The sequence below is a fragment of the Niveispirillum sp. BGYR6 genome (assembly GCF_027568365.1).
Taxonomy (GTDB): Bacteria; Pseudomonadota; Alphaproteobacteria; order Azospirillales; family Azospirillaceae; genus Niveispirillum.
This window is the reverse complement of the sequence record NZ_JANLNL010000012.1, coordinates 47,139-64,146: the sequence shown is the minus strand read 5'-3', so window position 1 is coordinate 64,146 and position 17,008 is coordinate 47,139. Positions and strand designations below refer to the sequence as shown.

16 protein-coding genes are annotated in these 17,008 nt (G+C 64.5%); 8 read left to right on the top strand and 8 right to left on the bottom strand.

The genetic code is table 11. The annotated features are described in order from the left end of the window. From PCJ49_RS20700 to PCJ49_RS20690, 3 genes are all read right to left on the bottom strand, one after another. Positions 1-903, bottom strand: coding sequence for a VOC family protein (locus PCJ49_RS20700; protein ID WP_269912612.1), 903 nt, complete (start codon positions 901-903; stop codon positions 1-3). A 26-nt stretch (positions 904-929) separates the two neighbouring features. Further along, a complete protein-coding gene (locus tag PCJ49_RS20695) occupies positions 930-2,051 on the bottom strand; it encodes an FAD-dependent oxidoreductase (RefSeq protein WP_269912611.1) in 1,122 nt (373 codons plus the stop codon). A 216-nt stretch (positions 2,052-2,267) separates the two neighbouring features. Further along, entirely contained in the window at positions 2,268-3,245 is a 978-nt protein-coding gene (locus PCJ49_RS20690) for a fumarylacetoacetate hydrolase family protein (protein WP_269912610.1), read from the bottom strand. 362 nt (positions 3,246-3,607) lie between these two features. Here PCJ49_RS20690 and PCJ49_RS20685 point away from each other — a divergent pair, with 362 nt between their 5' ends. From PCJ49_RS20685 to PCJ49_RS20670, 4 genes are all read left to right on the top strand, one after another. Then, entirely contained in the window at positions 3,608-4,612 is a 1,005-nt protein-coding gene (locus PCJ49_RS20685; protein ID WP_269912609.1) for a TIM barrel protein, read from the top strand. A gap of 12 nt (positions 4,613-4,624) precedes the next feature. Then, positions 4,625-5,017, top strand: coding sequence for a DUF6379 domain-containing protein (locus PCJ49_RS20680; RefSeq protein WP_269912608.1), 393 nt, complete (start codon positions 4,625-4,627; stop codon positions 5,015-5,017). 128 nt (positions 5,018-5,145) lie between these two features. Next, complete coding sequence (locus PCJ49_RS20675) at positions 5,146-5,559, top strand: MbcA/ParS/Xre antitoxin family protein (RefSeq protein ID WP_269912607.1); 414 nt, start codon at positions 5,146-5,148, stop codon at positions 5,557-5,559. Next, positions 5,556-6,260 carry an RES family NAD+ phosphorylase gene (locus PCJ49_RS20670; protein WP_269912606.1) on the top strand — a complete coding sequence of 235 codons (705 nt, stop codon included), beginning with the start codon at positions 5,556-5,558 and terminating at the stop codon, positions 6,258-6,260. The genes PCJ49_RS20675 and PCJ49_RS20670 overlap by 4 nt, the downstream gene beginning before the upstream one ends. A gap of 6 nt (positions 6,261-6,266) precedes the next feature. Here PCJ49_RS20670 and PCJ49_RS20665 read toward each other — a convergent pair whose 3' ends face one another. From PCJ49_RS20665 to PCJ49_RS20645, 5 genes are all read right to left on the bottom strand, one after another. Further along, entirely contained in the window at positions 6,267-7,556 is a 1,290-nt protein-coding gene (locus PCJ49_RS20665; RefSeq protein ID WP_269912605.1) for a type II toxin-antitoxin system HipA family toxin, read from the bottom strand. A 1-nt stretch (position 7,557) separates the two neighbouring features. Then, positions 7,558-7,839, bottom strand: coding sequence for a helix-turn-helix transcriptional regulator (locus PCJ49_RS20660; RefSeq protein ID WP_269912604.1), 282 nt, complete (start codon positions 7,837-7,839; stop codon positions 7,558-7,560). A gap of 146 nt (positions 7,840-7,985) precedes the next feature. Beyond that, positions 7,986-9,326, bottom strand: a complete 1,341-nt coding sequence (locus PCJ49_RS20655) for a glycoside-pentoside-hexuronide (GPH):cation symporter (protein ID WP_269912603.1) — start codon at positions 9,324-9,326, stop codon at positions 7,986-7,988. 226 nt (positions 9,327-9,552) lie between these two features. Further along, entirely contained in the window at positions 9,553-10,320 is a 768-nt protein-coding gene (locus PCJ49_RS20650) for a TIM barrel protein (RefSeq protein WP_269912602.1), read from the bottom strand. Positions 10,321-10,525: 205 nt separating this feature from the next. Beyond that, entirely contained in the window at positions 10,526-11,761 is a 1,236-nt protein-coding gene (locus PCJ49_RS20645) for an MFS transporter (protein WP_269912601.1), read from the bottom strand. A gap of 280 nt (positions 11,762-12,041) precedes the next feature. Here PCJ49_RS20645 and PCJ49_RS20640 point away from each other — a divergent pair, with 280 nt between their 5' ends. From PCJ49_RS20640 to PCJ49_RS20625, 4 genes are all read left to right on the top strand, one after another. Beyond that, complete coding sequence (locus PCJ49_RS20640; RefSeq protein WP_269912600.1) at positions 12,042-13,151, top strand: LLM class flavin-dependent oxidoreductase; 1,110 nt, start codon at positions 12,042-12,044, stop codon at positions 13,149-13,151. After that, positions 13,148-13,705 (top strand): NAD(P)H-dependent oxidoreductase, encoded by a 558-nt coding sequence (locus PCJ49_RS20635; RefSeq protein ID WP_269912599.1) that lies wholly within the window; start codon positions 13,148-13,150, stop codon positions 13,703-13,705. The genes PCJ49_RS20640 and PCJ49_RS20635 overlap by 4 nt, the downstream gene beginning before the upstream one ends. Positions 13,706-13,939: 234 nt before the next feature. Continuing rightward, positions 13,940-16,321, top strand: coding sequence for a glycoside hydrolase family 3 C-terminal domain-containing protein (locus PCJ49_RS20630; protein ID WP_269912598.1), 2,382 nt, complete (start codon positions 13,940-13,942; stop codon positions 16,319-16,321). Positions 16,322-16,409: 88 nt separating this feature from the next. Next, on the top strand, positions 16,410-16,658 hold the full coding sequence (locus PCJ49_RS20625; RefSeq protein ID WP_269912597.1) for a type II toxin-antitoxin system ParD family antitoxin: 249 nt from the start codon (positions 16,410-16,412) through the stop codon (positions 16,656-16,658). Positions 16,659-17,008: the final 350 nt, after the last annotated feature.

Sequence of the window (17,008 nt, the reverse complement as noted above, 5' to 3'; positions counted from 1 at the left end):
TCAGACCTCCACCGCCTGGAACAGGCCGGCATCCGGGGCCGGGTGCGGCATGGTCTGCGGGCCGCCGCTGCCGGCCCCCCACTGGTCCATCACATCCGGGCTGGGCACATGCACGGTGGCAACCCAGGTTCCCTCATCCACCCGTTCCAGCTCGGCGGTATATTCCACCGCGAAACCGGCCGGCGTGGTGAAATAGCTGAAGGTGTTGTTGCCGGCGGTGTGGCGGCCAGGGCCCCAGCGCAGGTCAACCTCTTTGCGCTTCAGCTTGCCGACGCCGCGCATCATCGCATCCATGTCGGCCATGTCATAGGCGACATGGTTCAGGCAGGGCGGGCCGGGCAGAATGGCGATGCGATGGTGCCATTCATTGCAGCGCAGGAAGCACATGAAATCGCCCAGCCAGTCCGAGACGCGGAAGCCCAGCACAGTGACGAAGAACTCCACCAACCCCTTGTGATCGGGGGAATGCAGGACGATGTGGCTGATCTTTTCCGGCAGCGCTTCCTTGCCCGCGACGGCACGGAAGGCCCCGCGCTCCACCCCGGCGGAGATCTCGAAGCTCATCCCATCCTTGCTGAAGAAGCGGAAGCCATAGCCGCCGCCGAAGGAGGTCAGGGCACGCGGGGTGAAGATGATGCGGCAACCGGCGGCGGCCACCTTTTCATGCAGCGCATCCACATCAGCATTCGTATCCGCGGCCAGCGCGATCACATCGATGCGGGTGACATCGGCCGGGCGCAGCCGCACGACATACAGCTCCGGGTGGCCCTCGGTGGCAAAATAGACCATGCCGTCCTTCTCGGCCACTTCGCGCAGGCCCCACTTGTCGCGGTAAAAGGCGCGCTCGGCCTCCAGATCGGAAACGGCATAGCCGACATAGCGGATATCGGTGACGCGGGTCATGGGGGCTTCTCCCGGTAAATTCTGGTTCAGAGAGGTTGGGCCAAAGCGGCCATGGTGCTGTTCATCAGGCGGGGATGTTCATCGCTGTGAACCCCGCTCTGCTCGATCTCACCCAGGCGGATGGAATTATTCACCACCAGGGCGGCACGGTCGGCACGGCGGGCCATGAAGCCAGCGAAGGCAGCGCCCAGGCTGTCATTCTTGGCCAGCTCATCGCCCAGCACCACGGCATCTTCCATCGCCATGCCGGCCCCGCTGGCCAGATGCGGGGTGGTGGCGTGGGCGGCATCGCCGATAAGGATGGCGCGGCCCGTGTGCCAGGGGCCGGGCAGCAGCAGCGCTTCCAGCGGGCGGAAATTCACCACCGACTGGTCGGTGATGGCATCGCGGACATAGCCGATGGCACCGGCAAAACCGGCCAGCCGCTGGCGCAGCAGACCGGGCAGGTCGGCTTCGTCATGGCGCGTGTTGGGGGCGATGGTTTCCAGCGCGAACAGATACATCTGGTCGGGCGAGCAGGGGTTGACCCCCGCCTTGATCGGCGCGCCCAGATACATTTCCACGCCCGTCACATTGTCAGGCCGGGCGGTGGTGACGCGCCAGCAGGCCTGGCCGGTGAAGCGCGGCTTGGGCGCATCGGGGAACAGCAGCCCACGGGTGCGGGAATAGATGCCATCAGCGCCGATCAACAGATCATAGCGGCCCTGGCTGCCATCGCTGAAACTGACATCCACCCCTTCGGCATCCTGCTTGATGGCATCCACCATCACGCCCAGCCGCACATTGGCGGCGGCGGTGCGGGTGCGGCTGGCCAGAATTTCATGCAGCACCGGGCGCATGATACCACCATCCGCCGGCAGGCCGGGGGCCACCGGCGGGCTTGTCACCTCCCCGATCGGGTGGCCTGTCGGGGTAAACAATCTTACGCTGCTGGCACAATAGCCGACGCGGCGGAAATCCTCCAGAATACCCAGCTGTTGGAAAACGCGCATGGAGGGGCCGGTGATGGAAATACCGGCACCATAGACGCGCCAGGCCGGATCGCGATCGATCACATCCACAGCGATACCCAGGCGCGACAGCACCAGGGTGGCCGACATGCCGGCGATACCGCCGCCGATAACAAGCGCATTGCGGATCAAAGCCACAGCTATTTTCCTCCCGGAACAGGCCGTTTCCTTAAGGGGGCGGAACGGGCTGCCCGTCTGCTGCCCGCCGATGGCGGCGGGTCATTATTGTGGGGGTGGTTTGTCGGGGTACCCCGCGACGGAACCCCATGGCACCAACCATAAGCCCGGCGAACCAATCACCAAAACCGTTTGTACGGATACAAGGGATCGGTTTCGCCGATGCATCACCTCCCTTTACCCTTGCACCACCGGCTGGTCGATGGCGCCGAACAGGCTGGTGCCATCGGCCGCCTTCACCTCCATCCGCACCCGGTCGCCGAAGCGGATAAAGCCGGTACGGGCGGCCCCTTCATCAACAATTTCAATGCCCCGCCGCTCGGCAATGCAGCTGGAGCCGACCTCGCGGTAATTCTCGTTCGAGACAGTGCCGGAACCGACAATGGTGCCGGCGCACAGGCTGCGGGTGCGGGCGGCGTGCGCAATCAGTTCGCCAAAGCAGAAGCCCATGGCCCCGCCATTGGCGGCCCCGAAGCGCTGGCCGTTCCAATCCACCAGCAGGTTCAGATGCACGCGCCCATCCTTCCAGGCCTCCCCCAGCTCATCCGGGGTGACGGCGATGGGGGCGGCGGAACAGGCGGGCTTGGCCTGGACCCAGCCGAAACCGGTCAGCATTTCCGGCCGGGCCAGGGTGCGCAGCGACCAGTCATTGACCAGCAGCACCAGCCGGATCAGCCCGCGCGCCGTGGCCGCATCGGTGCCCATCGGCACATCATCGGTGACGACGGCATATTCACCCTCGAAATCAATGCCATCCGCCTCGCTGGGCAGCGTCACCGGCGCGGTCGGCGCGATGAACTGGTGCGACATGCCCTGATACATCAATGGCTTGTCATGCGGCTGCGGGTTGGTGATGTTGAACACCTTGGCCATCAGCTCCCCATGCGCATGGAAGGCCGAGCCATCCAGCCATTGCCAGGCACGCGGCAGCGGGGCCAGCGCCTGGGCCGGATCGAAGGGGAAGCTGCCGGCGGCCGTGCCGGCATTCAGCGCATCCGACAGGGAGGCCAGCCGCGGGGCGGCATCGGCCCATTGGTCGAGCGCCTGTTGCAGCGTATCGGCGATGCCCTCGGCCAGCACGGCGCGCGACAGGTCGCGCGATACCAGCGCCAACCGGCCATCCCGCCCGCCCAGATCAAGACTTGCCAGCTTCATGATTGCGTTTCCGTATCATTATGGGTTGATCCCGCCTTCAGGCGGTTACTGTTGGTATAGGCCCCGCCGGCAGCCGGGTTTAAGCCGGCAATGCCGATGCCTCCTATCGGCCCCGCCGATGCATCGGCGGTACGGCCCTCCCCTCCCCGTGATGCCCAGAAAAAAACTTCTGCTGCCGATTGATTGTCCCATAAAAGAATGATAATTCCAATTATGATTTAACGGCCAGAACGGCCCCGGGTGCGGCATCAGCGCCGCCGGGGCCGGTGGCCGCTCACCCATCGGGCAATGCGCCTGAGACCGCCGCTATCCACCGGCTCCCGGCGGGGCCGTCGTTTGAGCCCAAGAAGCAGGATAGTTCCATGTCAAATTATGAAATCAAAAGGGGTGTAAGCCTCTACAGCTACCAGGAGGAATATTTCCTTGGCACCAAGTCGCTGGAAGACCTGATCAAGGTCTCCGCCGAGATGGGGGCCAAGGGGATAGAGCTGATTTCAGAGCAGACCTTCCCCCACTATCCCAACCCGCTGGACCAATCTGTCTATGACAATTGGCACGCGCTGATGGCCAAATACGGCACCACGCCCGTGTGCCATGATTTCATGCTGGACTATAAGAAGTACAAAGACCGGCCGATGCCGTTCGATGAACAGGTGGCCAGCTGCAAGGTCGATATTGACCATGCCGCCCGGCTGGGCTGCCCCTATACCCGCGCGCTGGTGTCGATTGATCCCGATGTGCTGGTTGCCTGCGCCGATTATGCGGAAAGCAAGAATGTCCGCATCCTGATCGAGGTGCACGCGCCCCTGCATTTCGACCATCCCTGGATCATCCGCCATGCCGAGGCGTTTGAGAAATCCGGGTCGAAATATCTGGGCTTCCTGCCCGATATGGGCATGTTCCTGTTCAAGTTCCCGCCCGTCTGGAAGGCGAAATTCATCCGCGACGGCGTGCCGCCGCACATCGCCGATTATATCTGCAAGGCCTATGAGGATCGCACGCTCAGCGAATATGTGATCCTGGAGGTGGAGAAGATGGGCGGCGTCGGCCCGGCCATCGGCATGGCCATCACGCTGCGCCACAATGCAGCTTTTGAGCCCAAGCGGATGCTGGACCATATGGACCGCATCTGGAACATCCATGCCAAATTCTATGAGATGACAGAGGATCTGGTTGAACCCTCCATCCCCTATGATGAGATCATCCGGGTGCTGAAGAAGGGCGGCTACAAGGGCTATATCTGCTCTGAATATGAAGGCAATCGCTGGATTCAGGATGCCTTCCCGGTGGACAGCATCGAACAGGTGCGCCGCCAGCAGGAAATGTTCAAGAAGCTGATCGGCGAAACCGCCACCGCCGCCGCCTGAGGAGCCGCACCCATGTTCGACAAATATATGATCTGTGAAGACGGCTTCGGTAACGTGACGGAGGGTGGCGACACCATCGGTTTCGCCTTCCAGGCCCGCCTGCCCTATTACCGCGGCATCGGCCTGTCGATGGTGGAAGACATCGCCGTCACCATCGACGGGGAAGCCGTGCCGCGTGACCAGGTCCGGTTCAGCGTGCGCGGCCGGACCTGGACGCTGGACGAGATGGAAACCGAATATACCGACCGCTGGAATTTCGGCGAAAAGGCCCTGATCACCGTGCTGCGGGCCGGTGGCCTGCCGCCCGGTAAGCACAAGCTTCAGCTGGCCGAACGTATCCGCGTCTCCTACCTGCCCTTTGTGCCGACCACGCGCGACACCAAGGTGCTGGAGATTGCCGCCTGATCATCCTTCCCCGATCAGTTGGCACTTTGGGCATGGCGGCACAGGCTGCCATGCCCTTTTTTATGGTCGGTCGCCGGGCCTTGCCATTTGGCAGAGAGTTGGTACTCTTATGCCAAAGGAGACAGGCGATGCAGTTCGCAGAGGTCCAATCCATCGCAGCCAGCCCCGGCCAGCCCCTGATCACGGATGAAGAGGCGGCAGCATTGGCGCGTACGACGGTCAATCTGTTCCGGGCCTGGGAATTGAGCGATGCGGAGGCCAGAACCCTGCTGGGCGGTATGGCACCGCGGACCTGGGCGCGCTGGAAAGATGGCGATATTGGCCGCATCGACCGCGATTTGCGGGCCCGGATGGCGATCTTAATGGGGATTCACAAGGCCCTGCGCTATCTGTTTACCGAACCGGCGCGCGCCTATGCCTGGGTGCGCAAGCCGAACGCCGCCTTTGCCGGCCAGCGCGCGCTTGACATCATGCTGCGCGGGGAGATCACCGACCTGATCGACCTGCGCGCCTATCTGGATGCGGAAAGGGGCGGCTGGTGACAGTGCCGGTCCGGCGCGTCACCTGGGCCAGGACGGTGCGTATCATCCGCTCCATCCACCCGCCCATCGACCTGTTTGAAGATATTGCCGACCCGGCGGACTGGGAAGCGCTGGCCTCGGCGGAAGCGAAGTTCAACCCCCGCCTTCGTGACAGCATTGGCGACCTGTCGAAGGTGCCGCCGGCCCGGCGGGTTGCCGGCCCTGGGGCAAGCTGGGTCATGGCCCCCTTTGTCCATTGCTCCACGCTGCGACCGGGCCGCTTTTCCGATGGCAGCTTCGGCCTTTACTATGCCGGCGACCGGACAGAGGTGGCGATTGCGGAGACCATCCACCACCATGCCCGGTTCATGCGGGCCACGGCGGAGCCACCCGGCTGGACCGCGCAGTTCCGCGAACTGATCGGCGCGGTGGATACCGATCTGGATGATGTGACGGGCCGCGCCGATCTGCTGCACCCCAGCGATTACGGCCCGTCACAGGCGTTTGGTGCCGACCGCCGGGCCGCCGGGTCCAACGGCATCACCTGGCCCAGCGTGCGGTATCCGGGCGGCCAGTGCATCGCGGTTTTCTGGCCGGATGTGATCCCCGTGCCGGTCCAGGGTGCCCATTTCGCCTATCACTGGAACGGCAGCACGGTTGATTACGTCAAAAAGCTGGATAGCGGCGAGGTCTGGCGGGTGACGGGTCAGGAAGGGGTTTAAACCACCCTAACCCCATGCCGCCACCCGCCCACAGCGGTCGCGCACATCCGCCACCACCTGATCCAGCAGGGGGGTGTCGGCCAAACTGCCCCGCATTCCTTCCCGCAAAAGCCTGACCTGTTCGGGCAGGGCGGTGGCCATGGCGCGCAGCCGGTCGCGCACCAGTTCCCGCCGCAGCCCCACCGCGGCGGCAAAGGCGTCCCAATGCGCGCCGGTCAGCAGGGCGGGGTCACGCTCACCGCCGATGAACATGGCCAGACGCGGGCGCTGTTCCTTGTAATGACTGCGGAAAGCGGCCGCATTATTCACATCATAGAGCTTGCTCAACACCATGCGGCTGCCGCGATAGACCAGGGCGTAATTCTTGGCATGGGCGTCAGGATTGCCGATCAGGAACTGGAAGATGGCGCGGCCCATCAGTTCCTGCACTGCCGCCACCGGGTCAGCGGTCAGCCGCATCAGGGCAAAACAGTCAGGCCAGCCCGGCCCACCATCCTTTTCATATTTTTCGCGCGGATAACGCCCCAGCGCCTGACAGAAATCCTCCTGATGCAGCCGGCGCAGATGGCGGCGGCCATCGCTTTCCACCAGCACCCGGTCATAGCGGGCGATCAGCATATAGGTGCGATCTTCCGCCCGGCGGATGCTGGAACGCGGCACATCCAGCCCCACAGAGGCCGCCGCGCGCAGGCAGAAATGTTCCACGCGCACGGAATCCGGCAGCCCGTCAATATCCACCTTCAGGATGTGCGATGTCGGCGTGTTGCCCCGCGGCAGGGCCAGCTGGTCCCCCACCAGCAACAGGGCGGTTTTATGATGCACGCCCGGCAACGACAGGCGCAATTCCCCATCGGCATCCACGAACAGGGGCCGGCGCGGCAGGTCGGCGATATGCCGGGCCAGCCGCGCCGCATCCAGCAGATCATAATCCGGGGCGATATCATCTTCCGGCACGATGGGCGCATCCGGTTCCACAATGGCGACGGCACCGGGGCATTCCCGGCCAAGCGCCAGCAGCAGCCGGTAATCATCGCTGGCATCCAATTGGAAATAGCGGGCCAGGGTGCTGCGGATATTGGCATTGTCGGGCAACAGCCCATCGAAATAGGGGCCGGCCCGATCCTCCCCATAGGGCGCATCGGCCACCGGCAGCCGGGCGGACAGCCCGTGCAGCGGCAACCGGCCCGCCTTCACCGCCGCCACAAAGGCGGGCAGATAGGTGAAGGACAGCGCCCCGCTGGCACTGGCGCGCAATTCCCCGACCGGCAAGCCGTGCAGGCGGACGGAGGCCACCATCTCACAGCCCCTCATCCAGATCGATTTCGCGCTCATCGGTGCGGCTGGCCGGTGCGGCCATATCCGGCCCGTCGCTGCCGGCGATCAGCGGAATGCCCAGCAGCACCAGCAATTTCAGGCTCATGCTGGTGGGCGGATCATTCTTGCCGGTTTCGAAATCCGACAGCCATTTCTGCGTATGGCCGATCAGCCCCGCCGCCTGCGCCTGCGTCAGCCCAAGCCGCTGTCGCGCGGCCCGCACCAGGGTGCGCAGATCATCCAGGCTGTGCAGGGGAACGGCCATGACACCAGGCTCACGGGTGGGGAAGGTGCCACCAGCCTATAACGGATCGGTGATATGGACAAGCGGCACCGACATTTATAACGGATCGGTTATATGAGCGATCTGAGGCGGGAAATATCACCGATCCGTTATACTCAGCGGCGAGATCACCCTTCCCGCCGCACCGGGCTGCCGGGATAGAAGCCGATGCAGATGATCTGCGCCAGCAACACCAGCAGGGCCGGGGCGTAGTAGAGCCAATGCACCATCTGCCGTGCCCCATCGCTGACAGCCGCCGCGTCATAGCCGGCCCATGCCAGCCCATAGGCGACCACCGCCCCGCCAATGGCCATGCCGATCTTGGTTGCCAGGCTGATACCGGCGGAGAGCAGCCCTTCATGGCGCACGCCGAATTGCGCTTCGTGATGATCCACCACCTCCGCCGCCATGGCGAAAATCGCCGTCATGGTGACGGAAATCAGGATGGAGGCCAGAATATAGACCGTCAGAAACAGGGCCGGCTGCGCTTCTACCAGCGGCAGCAGCGCATAGAGCAGCAGGGCAGCCGCCAGGGCCAGCCGGTTGCCATTACGCATCCCCAACCGCTTCAGATAGGGCGGTGCGATGACGGCGCCCAGCAGCAGCGTGCCGGAAATGGCCGGCAGCAGGATGGAGATCATCCAGGGCTGTTTCAGCACATTGATGGCGAAATAGGCGGTGACCGACAGCACCGCGCCGAAGCGGATGAAATTCAGCGTGGTGAACAGGAACACCACCAGCCAGGCGCGGTTGCGCAGCATATTGGCCACAGCCCCCAGCGTGGTGCGCTCCCCGCCGGTGCCGCTGGTTTCCTCGTGAATCTGTTCCCGGCACTGGGCGAACAGGTTCCAGATCAGGGCGACGGAGATCACAGCCGCCAGGATGGCCACCAGCAGGAAACCCTTTGCCTGATCGTCCCCGCCCAGCCAGCCGACCAGCGGCATAGTGGCCGCCGTGGCGGCGATGACGGAGAGGGCGGTGCCGGCGGATCGCAGACTGCCCAGCTGCACCCGTTCATCCCGCCGCGCCGTCATCATCGGCATCAGGGCGCTGTAGGGGATATTCACCACCGAAAACAGCAGCCCCAGCAATACGAAGCTGACACAGGCCCAGACCAGCTTGCCCGACGCCCCCAGCGGCGGCATCCAGAAGGTGGCGACGACCAGCAGGCCGAAGGGCAGCGCGCCGAACAGGAACCAGGGCCGCGCCCGGCCCCAGCGGGACCGGGTGCGGTCCACCAGAATGCCGACCACCGGGTCAAACCCGGCATCCAGCAGGCGCGACAGCAGGAACAAGGTGCCGACAATGCCCACTGGCAGCATGGCGACATCAGTATAAAAATACAGCAAAAAGGCCCCGACCATGTTCCAGGACAGGCCAAAGGCAAAATCACCGGCACCATAGCTGAGCTTGGCACGCAGCGGCAGCGGCGCGGCACTGGGGCCGCCCGTTTGGGCAGGGTGGGTCATGGAAGGCGGCTCCGGTCGTGGGGGGACGGGATTCAGAGCGGGTATGGGGGGATAGTGGGGGTGCTGAGCCATCCTGTTGCACAATGGTGCCTCCCCCGCGAAAGCGGGGGTCCAGGGGCCGCAAGAATGACGGTTGGTGCTCTTGGCCCCTGGATCCCCGCTTCCGCGGGGAAGGCAGGAAGGGTGCTAACGGTGAGGTTACACCCCGCATCCACGCGGGCGTGGACTAAACCCCCAACGCCGTGCGCGTCGTCGCCAATGTCTCCAGCGTCGGGCCGGTGGGCTTATATTCCAGGCCGATGGCGCCGTCATAGCCCAGATCGCGCAGCAGCCCGATATAGCGCGCCCAGTCGATGGTGCCGCTGCCCGGCTGGTTGCGGCCCGGCACATCGGCCACCTGCACATGCCCCACCAGATGGAAGCGGCCGGCCAACACCTGGGCCGGGTCTTCGCCCATCACCGTGGAATGGTACATGTCATAGAGCAGGCGCAGGTTGGGGCTGTTCACTGCCTCCACCATGTCCAGCCCTTCCACGGTGCTGACCAGATACATGCCGGGATGTTCCACCCGGTCATTCAGCGGTTCCAGCAGCAGAATGATGCCGGCCTCCTCCGCCAGTGTGGCGGCCTGACGCAGAATGCCGACGGCGCAATCATGCTGTTCCTGGCGCGACACATCGGGCCGCGTAAAGCCGGACGCCACCACCAGGGCCGGCGATCCGGCCTGTTTGGCGGCGACCAGACTGTCGCGCACGGCGGCCAGGAATTCATCATGCTGGGCCGGGTCGACCAGGGAGCGGCGGGGCTCCACCACGAAACTGGCCAGTTGCACCCCGGTTTCATCCAGGGTGCGGCGGATATCGGCCAGCGGCTTGTCACGCCAGAGATGGAATTCCACCGCCGTCAGCCCCGCTGCCTTGGCGGCACGGATACGGTCGGTGAAATTGGGGTTCTCGGCGGCGAACAGCCATTCAATACAGGCGGCGAGATGCATCACGGTTCTCCCGGTTGCAGCAATCGGACCGGCGGCCATGCAGGATGGCCATCGGCGGCCCGCACCGGCGGACCTGGCGCCGAAGCGCTGAAAGGGAATGGGGGCGTTTTACTTGGTCCCTAAACTAAACCGTCACCCATGCTGTGGCCGGGGTGACGGTGAAGAGAGCGGCGGTGGTGCGGAAAATCGCTGCAATCAGCCCCCCTCAGTACCTCACCCCCGTGTCCGGCTTGGCCTTCACCAGGGCCACCAGCGCCACAGCAGCGGCAACCAGGGCGGCGATGCCCATGGTCAGGAAGGCCGCCTGCACGGTGCCGCCCGTGGCCGACTTGGCACCGGCGACAAAGAACGGGCTGGTGAACTGGCCCAGGAAGAAGCACGACGCCCAGATGCCCATGCCGCGCCCGCGATGGGCAAAGGGCAGTTTGCTCTGGGCCCAGGCGATCAGGATCGGGATGGTCATGCCCGCCCCCATCTGCTGGATCACCAGCAGCGCCATCATGGATTTATATTCCGTCGCCAACCCGATCCCGGCCAGCCCGACGCCCAGGAAGGCGAAGAAGCAGAAGATCTGCAGGGCGGTGGCCTTCTTGCCGATCCAGCCGAAGATCAGCGCGCCCACCGGCACGCCCAGGCTGGCCAGTGCGATCAGCGATCCGACCTGCTTGGGGTCATTCACCCCGATTTCGCGGAAGGCCAGCCCGCCCTGGATGATGAACACGTAATAGAGCGTGGAGGCAAACAGGGTGACAGCACCATAAAGCGCCACCGCGCGGGTGGGAAAGGGCGGGGTGGGGCCGTGATCGGCCTGCGGGGCCACGGGGGCACCCTGTTTCGTCTTGCCCGGCTCAAAAATCATGAAATGCGTGCCGACGAAGATCGGCAGGGCGATCAGATAAATCAGGAACACGCCATTCCAGCTGACCGCCGTCAACATGCCCGACGCCGCGATGACGCCCGACGCCATGGCCGGCCCGGCCAGCCCCTGCGCCATCAACAGCTTACGCCGACCCGCCGCATCATAATAATCGGCGATCAGCGTATTGATGATGGTCAGGATCGCCGCCTCCGTCACCCCCAGCAGCAGGCGGGACGCGATCACCGCATTCAGACTGTCCAGGAAATAAGGCAGCGACCCGGCGAGACCATAGAAGAAAGTCGCCCAGACCAGCAGCGGCCGCCGGCCGAACCGGTCCACCAGCATCCCGGCAAAGGGCGCCAGGATGGCAATGGCCAGACCGGGGGCGGAGACAAGAACCGGCACCAGCAAAGAGGCATTGGCGACATCACGGAAATGGTCCAGGATTGTCGGCACCGCCGGCGTCAGCGAGACAATTGCCAGAATCGGCAGGAAACCGCTGATCACCAGGATGATGCCCTGGGCGAGCCCAGCCCTTCGCGCGCCGCCTGCAATCGGCGGCGCCACGGCCTGATCCACCATCGAACGTTACTCCCGTTTCAGCGCTTGGAAGCGCCATATAAGAATTATTATTCTAATTATGATGAAGGGGCCGGGCGGGTTTTGTCAATGCGGTAAACGCACTATCAAGCCCAGAAATTGCTTGGTGAAAAATCGGATCACTCACCGCTGCTTTCGGTTGACACCCGGCGGTTCGCTCCGTTAGCTATTCAGAATAGCAATTCTAATTCCAAAGCCATGGCCGGCCACGCACCAGGGGTGCGATGCGCCAGGACCGTGGCTGTGAACAAGGAGGAACCCCATGCGTTTTTCAACCTTTCTGAACTCCCGCACCATGGGCGAAGACCAGGACCGTGGTCTGCTGCTGGACCTGATCGAGCATGTCGATCGGGCAGAAGCCGCCGGTCTGGACGCGGTGTTCCTGCCGGACCATCATTTCACCGGCTATATGCCCATTGCCTCTGACCCGATGATGTTCGCCGCCTATCTGGCGGCGCGGGTGAAGCGGATGCATTTCGGCATTTCCGTCACCACGGTGCCGCTGCACCATCCGGTGCGCTTTGTCGAACGCATCAATATCCTGGACCAGCTGACCGAAGGTCGCCTGCTGGTCGGCGTGGGCAGCGGCACCACGCCGGAGGAAATGATCGGCTTCGGCGTCAGTTATAAGGAAGCCTCCCGTCTGGCTGAAGAGAATCTGGCCATTGCCGAACAACTTTGGGCCAAGAAGCCGGAAGACCCTGCCATCCGTTTCGATAATGGCCATTACCGGGGTGAAGTGCTGCAGCGCATTGCGCCCGTCGCCTATACACCCGGCCATGCGCGGCTGATGCCGGTGGCGATGAAGGAAAGCAGCGCCCGGCGCGCGGCGGAATTCGGCTGGCCCGCCTTCATCCCGGCCTTCACCCCGCCGCAGATCGGCGGGACGGAGCCGTTCAAGCATGTGCAGAAATTCTTCAATATTTACCGCGACCTGCTGCTGGCCGCCGGCCATTCGGCCGAACGTGTGGCCGACGCGCTGTCCTGGACCACCCACACTTATCAGTGCGTGCATATTGCCGAGACCGATGCGCAGGCGCGCGCGGAACTGGAAGATATCCTGACCGATTATCAGGCCGCCGTTGACCGCGAAACCGCCTTCAATGCCAAGGCAGAGGAAGCGGCCGCCAACAAGAAGACCGACCACACGCCCAACGCCCTGACCGAGGACTGGATCGGCACCTGGTGCCTGTATGGCAGCCCGGAAACCGTGATCGAGCATCTGAAGCCCTATGCCGAACTGGGCATCGGCAATGTGCTGTGCGGGATGCTGACCGGCCCGCTGACGGCCAAGCGCAAGGCCTATGCCAACCAGACGCTGGACCTGCTGTCCCGCCATGTCATCCCCGCCTTCAAGGGCAAAGCAGCATGAGCCGGCCGCTGATCGTCGGGTTCGGTGGCACCACCCGGCCGGGTTCGTCGGGTGAACGCATGGTGGCGGCCGTTCTGGCCGCCACCGCCGAGCTGGGGGCGGAAACCCGGCTGTTCGGTGGGGCGGCCCTTGCCGCCCTGCCGCACTTCGCCCCGGAAAACCCTGAGCGCACGCCCGAGCAGCGGGAGTTTGTGGAGGCTGTACGGGCGGCGGACGGGCTGGTCATCGGCTCCCCCGGCTATCATGGCGGGGTGTCGGGGCTGGTGAAGAACGCCATCGACCTGCTGGAAGATCTGCGCAGCGACACCCGCGTCTATTTCGATGGGCGCGCGGTGGGGCTGGTGGTGACGGCGGCGGGCTGGCAGGCCGGCGGCGTGACGCTGTCCGCCCTGCGCGGCATCGTCCACGCCATGCGCGGCTGGCCCACCCCGCTGGGCATCGCCGTCAATACCGTGGCGCAGAAGCCGTTTGACGCGGAAGGACGGCTGGCCGATGCCGACATTGCCGCCCAGGTCAAGGCGCAGGCCGAGCAGGTGATGCGGCTGGCGCGGTGAGGGAGGCCTGGCCCCACCAGCGTGTTCATCTGTACCGTAGTGCCCTTCTTCCACCGTCACCCCGGCGTAGGCCGGGGTCCAGTTTCGTAGAGCGAAGCGCCTGTGGCCCCTGGACCCCGGCCTACGCCGGGGTGACGGTGGATGGGGCGGTGATGGCGGAACAAACCGGATCACGCCGCCCCTCGTAAACCCCTCCAAACCCAACCAAAAACCACCCCCCAGGGAGTTAACCCCATGTCCCCCACGCTTTCCCAACAGGCAGCCCTGACCTCTGGCCGCGATATGTGGTCCACGGCGGAACTGCCGGGCGTCCGGTCCATTCAGATGGCCGATGGGCCGATGGGCATTGCCTCTGGCCGGGTGGATGAACGGGATGTGGCGGTGCTCACCCCCTGCGGCACGGCATTGGGGGCCAGTTTCGACCCGGCCCTGGTGCAGCGGGTGGGGGCCATTGTGGGGATGGAGGCGCGGCGCCTGGGCGTGGATGCCGTGCTGGCCCCCAACCTGAACCTGCAGCGCAGCCCGCTCTGTGGCCGGGGTTTTGAGCTGTATGGCGAAGACCCGTTCCTGGCCGGCACGCTGGGGGCGGCCTGGATCACCGGGCTGCAGGGCCAGGGTGTCGGCTCCGTCGCCAAGCATCTGGTCTGCAATGACAGCGAAACCGCCCGCGACAGCATGAATGCCGTGGCCAGTGATCGTGCCCTGCGGGAAACCTATCTGCTGCCATTTGAAATGGCCGCCGCGGCCGGCTGCGTCGGCATCCTGGCCGCCTATAACCGGCTGAACGGGGATTATTGCGTTGAACATCAGGGGCTGCTGACCGGCATCGTCAAGGGCGATTGGGCCTTCCCCGGCTTCATCGTGTCGGACTGGTTCGGCGCGCATAACACCCTGCGTTCGGCCCAGGCCGGGCTGGACCTGGACATGCCGGGGCCGGACCGGGTGCTGGGGAAGAAATTCGCCGCCGCCGTGGAAGCCGGCGAGGTGCCGGCCAGCCGGCTGGAAGATGCGGCGGGCCGCGTGGCCAAGGCCGTGGCCCGCATCGATGCGCTGCCGCGCCAGCCCGCCCCGCTTGATGTGGATGCGACATTGGCGGAGGCAGCCGCCGCCGGCTTTGTGCTGTTGAAGAACAGCCAGGATATCCTGCCGCTGCAGCCAACCCGCGCCCGGCGCATCGCCGTGATCGGCCCCAATGCCACCGCCCCCTGCCTGCAAGGCGGCACCTTCGCCAAGATCGCCGTGCGCCCGGATTTCATCAACCCGCTGCAGGCCATCCGCGACCAGTTCGGCGACCGGTTCGAGGTGGGCTATGAACAAGGCGTGGAGCCGGAATACCGCCTGCCGCCGCTGTCCGCCCGCCCCGCCCGCGATCTGGGCGACGGGGCGACGCGCGGCCTGACGGTGGAATGGCTGGCCGGGCATGAGGGGGAGAGCGAGCCGCTTCACGCCGAAACCCGCGACACCAATTCGCTGACTTGGTTTGTCGGCCTGCCGGGCACCGATGCGCTGAAACAGGCGGGCCGCATCCGCGCCACCGGCTGGTTCACCCCGGAACGCGACGGGCCGCACCGCGTGCATATCGGTGGCACGGGGGCCGTCACGCTGTATGTCGATGGCAAGCCGGTCTTCCAGGGCGGCGGGCCGGTTTCCCCGTCCGACCTGATGGGCATTCTGAAGGGCGGCGACAGCGAGAGCGTGCTGGTGGAAATGCAGGCGGGCCGCCCGGTGCTGCTCTGTTTTGAACTGGCCTATACGCCCGCCCGCGCCCAGGGTCTGTGGTACGGGATGCGCGGTCCCGACCGCCCGGCGGACATGCTGGACCGCGCGGTTGCCCTGGCGGCCCAGGCTGATCTGGTGCTGCTGATGCTGGGCGAAACGGCGGATTCCGGGGTGGAAAGCAAGGACCGCGCGGGCACCCGCCTGCCCGATGCGCAGTTGGAGTTGCTGCGCCGGGTGCGGCATGTGAATGCCAATCTGGTGGCCATCTGCAATGTCGCCCATGCCTTTGATATTTCCTGGCACGATCAGGTGCGCGGCCTGCTGATCACCTGGTTCCCCGGTGAACAGTACGGCCCCGCCCTGGCCCAGGTGCTGGCCGGCGACCGCGAACCGGGCGGGCGCCTGCCGGTCAGCATCGCCGCCAAGGACGCGGATTACCCCGCCTTCGGCCTGACGCCGGATGCGAAGGGCGATCTGCCTTACCTTGAAGGCCACCTGATCGGGTACAAGGGGATGCAAGCAGCGGGCAGCACCCCGCTTTACCCGTTCGGCGCCGGTTTCGGCTATGCCCGGTTCGCCCTGTCCGATGCGCGCCTGACGCCAACCGCCGACGGCGGGGCGGACGTGACGGTGACGCTGCGCAACCTGTCCGACCGCGCCGGCAAGGCGGTGCCGCAGCTTTATGTGGCCGGGCCGGATGGCATCCGCCACCTGCGGGGCTTTGCAGCACTGGCCATCGCGGCCGGGGCGGAACAGCAGGCCCGCTTCACCCTGCCCCCCCGCGCCTTCCAGCATTGGGATGAACAGGCTGGCCGCTGGCAACGCGCCCCCGGCCCCCATCAGGTGCTGCTGGGCTGGAACAGTGCTGACCTGCCGGTAACCCTGTCGGTGGGCTGAGGGCAAAGGGGGCCATGTGCTGGCGCTCACCTTGCACAGTCTGAATTTATACCATAATATGGTATAAATTCAGACTGAAGGCTGGGCCATGGGCAGGAATACATCATTCATTCTGGGTGAGCATTTCAGCAGCTTCATTGAAAAGCAGGTCGCCAGCGGGCGTTACAGCAATGCCAGCGACGTTGTTCGCGCCGGTCTGCGCCGGCTTGAGGAAGAGGAAACCAAGCTGGAGCTGTTGCGGGCCGCCCTGGTGGCCGGTGAAGCAAGCGGCACCGCTGACGGCTTCGATATTGAGACCTTCATTGCCCGCAAGCGTGCCGAACATCCGCCCGCATGACCTGATGATCGCTTATCTCTCAGTGTCTGTCTGGAAAGTTTTCTTTGATTTCAATTTCACCGTCACCCCGGCGAAGGCCGGGGTCCAGACTCAAAGGGCGCTTTGCTCTACGAACCTGGACCCCGGCCTTCGCCGGGGTGACGGTGTAAATCAGTAAAATATTGATAAAAAGAAAAAATTCTTAGGCGGACACTCAGTGTCTATCTGGAAAGTTATCCCGCCTTTCGAAGCCTTGCCCTTTCTCTACCGTCATTCCCGCGAAGGCGGGAATCCATACAACAGCGCGGATTTTGGATTCCCGCCTTCGCGGGAATGACGGTTAAGATATTGACAAATAATTGAAAATTCTT

Excerpts from the sequence above, each read along its gene's own strand:
- PCJ49_RS20700 (WP_269912612.1), bottom strand. The coding sequence starts at position 903 with ATGACCCGCGTCACCGATATCCGCTATGTCGGCTATGCCGTTTCCGAT.
- PCJ49_RS20690 (WP_269912610.1), bottom strand. The coding sequence starts at position 3,245 with ATGAAGCTGGCAAGTCTTGATCTGGGCGGGCGGGATGGCCGGTTGGCG.
- PCJ49_RS20685 (WP_269912609.1), top strand. The coding sequence starts at position 3,608 with ATGTCAAATTATGAAATCAAAAGGGGTGTAAGCCTCTACAGCTACCAG.
- PCJ49_RS20680 (WP_269912608.1), top strand. The coding sequence starts at position 4,625 with ATGTTCGACAAATATATGATCTGTGAAGACGGCTTCGGTAACGTGACG.
- PCJ49_RS20675 (WP_269912607.1), top strand. The coding sequence starts at position 5,146 with ATGCAGTTCGCAGAGGTCCAATCCATCGCAGCCAGCCCCGGCCAGCCC.
- PCJ49_RS20665 (WP_269912605.1), bottom strand. The coding sequence starts at position 7,556 with ATGGTGGCCTCCGTCCGCCTGCACGGCTTGCCGGTCGGGGAATTGCGC.
- PCJ49_RS20660 (WP_269912604.1), bottom strand. The coding sequence starts at position 7,839 with ATGGCCGTTCCCCTGCACAGCCTGGATGATCTGCGCACCCTGGTGCGG.
- PCJ49_RS20655 (WP_269912603.1), bottom strand. The coding sequence starts at position 9,326 with ATGACCCACCCTGCCCAAACGGGCGGCCCCAGTGCCGCGCCGCTGCCG.
- PCJ49_RS20650 (WP_269912602.1), bottom strand. The coding sequence starts at position 10,320 with ATGCATCTCGCCGCCTGTATTGAATGGCTGTTCGCCGCCGAGAACCCC.
- PCJ49_RS20645 (WP_269912601.1), bottom strand. The coding sequence starts at position 11,761 with ATGGTGGATCAGGCCGTGGCGCCGCCGATTGCAGGCGGCGCGCGAAGG.
- PCJ49_RS20640 (WP_269912600.1), top strand. The coding sequence starts at position 12,042 with ATGCGTTTTTCAACCTTTCTGAACTCCCGCACCATGGGCGAAGACCAG.
- PCJ49_RS20635 (WP_269912599.1), top strand. The coding sequence starts at position 13,148 with ATGAGCCGGCCGCTGATCGTCGGGTTCGGTGGCACCACCCGGCCGGGT.
- PCJ49_RS20630 (WP_269912598.1), top strand. The coding sequence starts at position 13,940 with ATGTCCCCCACGCTTTCCCAACAGGCAGCCCTGACCTCTGGCCGCGAT.
- PCJ49_RS20625 (WP_269912597.1), top strand. The coding sequence starts at position 16,410 with ATGGGCAGGAATACATCATTCATTCTGGGTGAGCATTTCAGCAGCTTC.